1 protein-coding gene is annotated in these 1,694 nt (G+C 72.0%); it reads right to left on the minus strand.

Going from position 1 to position 1,694, the window contains the following annotated elements:
* Window positions 1–211: 211 nt before the first annotated feature.
* Window positions 212–1,694: outer membrane protein assembly factor BamB family protein (locus tag FNQ90_RS22225; RefSeq protein WP_182607978.1), on the minus strand; the 1,483-nt coding region annotated here is incomplete at its 5' end.

Genomic DNA, 1,694 nt, shown 5'->3' on the forward strand with positions numbered 1-1,694 from the left:
CCTCGAGACACCCCCGGAGCCGCCCGGGTTCCGGTCGGGCGATCGTCCGGCCCCACCGTCCGGGCGCCGACCGACGGTCGCGGTCGAGGATACGGCCGGGCCCCGCCGGGCGCGGGCGGAACACGCACGCCAACGGCCCCGCGCCCCCGGTGGGACCGGGGGCGCGGGGCCGTTCACGGTGTCGGACCGGTCGGCCGACGGGGTCCGAACCTCAGCGGAAGACCATCGTCACCGGGTCGCCGACGGTGTGGTCGTAGAACCGCTGCGAGAGCAGGAGCAGCCGGTTCTCCACCCAGACCGGATGGTTGTCGTGCGAGTACGGGTCCGAGACCACCTTGCGCTGCGCCTCCCGCGACTCGTGCGGCAGGACCATCACCGACTCGGCGCTCTCGGTGGCCGGGTCGATCGCCACGACGGCCCCCGGCCGATCGGTGGAGGCGATCTCGTAGGCGAGGATCTTCCCGTCCTGCTCCCGGATCGGCATGATCGTCGCCCCCTCCTCGGAGGAGACCTCCCAGACGGCGGTGCCGGTGGACAGGTCGAAGGCGACCACCGAGTTCTCCCGATCCATGGTGGCCAGGTACATCATCCCGTCGTGAACCACGGCCCCGGGGCACCAGGAGAGGGTCACCGCGTCGCAGGGGCTGACGTGCCGGTCACGGTCGTAGGGCAGGACGTGCGCCACGTCCTGCCGGGCGTCGTCGATGACCCAGATCTGCTCCTCGGCGGCGGCGATGTCACCGAGGTCCATCCGGACCACCAGCGGGTCGGCGGAGATGACCGAGCGGAAGCGCAGCTTCGTGCCGTCCTGCTCGGCGGGGTACTCCCACGACCACAGTTCGGTGCCGTCCTCCTCGGTGGCTCGGATGCTGCCGCCGTCGTCGCCGATGAAGCCGCAGCCGACCTTGGAGATGAACACGCCGTCCATCACGGCGTACGAGTCCTCCTTGCAGTTCTCGCCCGAGCGCGGCTCCCACAGCGCCTTCTCCTGCGAGACGCTCCAGCCGTATCCACCCAGCGTCCAGCCCAGGGCGACGGTGTCACCGAGGATGGCGGGCACCGAGTAGCGGCCGGGGGTGACGTTCTCCTCGACCGTGGTCGTCCACACGTCCTCGCCGGTGGTGATGTCCAGGACGGTCAGCACCTCGCAGTCACGCCCCTGGAGGAGGGCGACGCGGCCGTCGGAGTGCTCGTGGGAGACGCGGCATTCGTTGTTCGGCAGCGGGAAGCTCCACTGCCGCTCACCGGTGTTCAGGTCGTAGGAGACCAACTCGCGGGTCATGAGGCGGACGAGGGAGTCATCGAGCACCCAGTAGCCGTACGCCTCGGTGAGGATGTCCTCCTCGGGGACGTCGGGCTGCTCGATCTCCATGATCAGCTCGGCCTCGGTGGCGCCGTCGGGCAGGGCCGCCCCGCCGCCGGGCTCCTCGTCACCGTCGGGCTCCTCGTCGCCGCCGCTGCCGTCGTCGGTACCGGGGTCGGTGTCCGTGCCGGCGGCGGCCGGGGAGTCGTCCCCGCCACCGGCGAGCACGTAGTACGCGCCGAAGCCACCGGCGAGCAGGACCGCCAGCACCACGCCGATGATCAACACCATGCGGGGGGCGTTCCCGCCCCCGCCGGGCTTGCCGGGCACCGCGCCGGGCGGCTGCTGGGGGTGGCCGTAACCGGGCATCGGGCCGGTGGGGGCACCGTGG

Source organism: Streptomyces alkaliphilus, assembly GCF_014141535.1.
In the GTDB taxonomy this organism is placed as follows: domain Bacteria; phylum Actinomycetota; class Actinomycetes; order Streptomycetales; family Streptomycetaceae; genus Streptomyces; species Streptomyces alkaliphilus.